General features: G+C 48.4%; 2 protein-coding genes. One reads left to right on the forward strand and one right to left on the reverse strand.

Annotated features, from left to right (window positions below; genetic code table 11):
- Window positions 1–253 precede the first annotated feature (253 nt).
- The gene (locus tag CIK92_RS00975; RefSeq protein WP_094387852.1) at window positions 254–1,744 is read left to right on the forward strand and encodes an IS1182 family transposase; all 1,491 of its coding nucleotides are present in this window, start codon (window positions 254–256) and stop codon (window positions 1,742–1,744) included.
- 17 nt (window positions 1,745–1,761) lie between these two features.
- Here the strand turns inward: CIK92_RS00975 and CIK92_RS13945 are convergent.
- A partial coding sequence (locus CIK92_RS13945; protein ID WP_216822211.1) for a hypothetical protein occupies window positions 1,762–1,942 on the reverse strand: 181 nt, incomplete at its 5' end.

A 1,942-nucleotide genomic window follows, 5' to 3' on the forward strand; every position in this document is an offset into this window, starting at 1 on the left:
GAGGGCACTGAAAAACTAAAACCCACTATCAAATTGAAAGTTGATGACGGAGAAACAGCTGTTTTACCCTTTATTATCTGTCTATTTTAGCCTTATTTTAGGCGATTTGCAGAAAGAGAAGTTACAAATCGTAAGCATTTTCCGTTTTGGTCATAAAAAAAGTCCCCCATCCCCTACAAATAGCTGGATAATAGATGGGTAAATAGTTGCATATGTCAATATTTTTTCGTATCTTTACATAAAATAAAGGCATATGTTACAGCAGCAAAAGCAAATAAAATTCAGCAATTATTCGGAGTTGTATGACCTGTTAGTCCCGCAGGACCATCTTCTGCGTTCAATTACTGAACTCGTGGATTTCAGTTTCGTCTATGACGAGCTCAAGGACAAGTATTGTTCCTACAACGGCCGTATGGCAGAGGACCCGATACGCATGTTCAAGTATCTCCTCCTGAAGACCATCTACAGTATCTCGGATGTGGATGTAGTAAAGCGCACATTGACCGACCTTTCATTCAAGTATTTCCTCGGCCTATGCCCCGAGGAGACGAACCTGATAGACCCGAGCCTGCTGTCGAAGTTCCGCAGGCAGCGGCTGAAGGATACGAAGATAATGGACATGCTGATCAAGAAGACCGTATGCGTCGCGCTGGAGAAGGGCATCATACAGTCGAAGCGCTTCTTCGTAGATGCCACCCATTCGCTGTCAAGGTCAAATTCCGTCAACGCCACCGACTATCTGACATACCAGATGGAACAGACCACACGGATTGTACACTCCATCAATGAAAGTTTCAAGCTGCCTGAATTGCCTGACTTGCACGGATTGTCCGAAAAGAAGAAGTTCCCGGTGGTACTGTCCACGGCGGTCGACTATGTGGCCGCCGTCGAGGCTGCCCCTCCGCTGGTCGCCATGCCGGCCGTGTCGGAGCGTCTGAACCTGCTCAAGGAGATCATCGCCGACGCCAAAATCCGGTACGTAACATCCAAGGATCCCGACGCCCGTATCGGGCACAAGACCAAGTCGCGCAGCTTCTTCGGCTACAAGACCCATCTGGTCATGAGCGAAGAGCGTATCATCGTGGCGGCAGATGTCACCTCCGGCGAGGCTGATGACGGAAAGATGCTGGAACGGCTCGTCGAGAAGACCGAGGAAAACGGAGTTGAGATAGACACCATCATCGGCGACACAGCCTACTCGTCAAAGGCAAATCTGGATATGATAAATGATAAAAACGAAAATGAAAACAAGGATATAAAACTCTGTTCACCACTCAACCCTGTCATCAGCAACGGTACAAGGAAGGGCGCTACCTTCGACTATAACAAGGATGCCGGAATGTTCGTCTGTCCGGCCGGACACATGGCCGTTTCCAGGTCAAAACCGCAGCAGAAGACCAATGTCCCAGGAAAATACCATAACCCCGTTATCGTCTTCAGTTTCGATGTGGAGAGGTGCAAGGTCTGTCCGCTAAGGGAAGGGTGCTACAAACTGGGAGCCAAGAAGAAGACCTATAGCGTCAGGGTGTTGGCAAATACGCATAAGAAGCAGATGGAATACGAGAAGACCAGCGAGTTTGTTTACCTGCAACGTAAGCGGTACATGATAGAAGCCAAAAACGCAGAGCTAAAGAATGTCTTCGGGTACGACAGAGCCATGTCGTACGGACTCGCCAGTATGGAACTGCAGGGCGCAATGGCCATTTTTGCCGCAAATCTGAAGCGAATTATCAGAATAATGTAAGAAAAACGTAGGGAAACCTACATATCAGCCAAATCGTCCCCGAGAAAGCCGTTTGGAAGCGTTCCAAGCCCTTTTCGGGGACGATTTTTGCTTTTTACTCTCACCACACATCGTAGACAGAACGCCTCGTAAACGCCCGATAATGACGCCTGACCACGCCGATAAAATGGAAATAACGGTAGTTTTTCAGTGCCCTCC

Origin of the sequence: Prevotella sp. P4-67, from assembly GCF_002251325.1 — a bacterium.
In the GTDB taxonomy this organism is placed as follows: Bacteria; Bacteroidota; Bacteroidia; order Bacteroidales; family Bacteroidaceae; genus Prevotella.

Bases quoted from the DNA above. Each gene is read 5' to 3' on its own strand.
- CIK92_RS00975 (WP_094387852.1), top strand. From the start codon at position 254: ATGTTACAGCAGCAAAAGCAAATAAAATTCAGCAATTATTCGGAGTTG.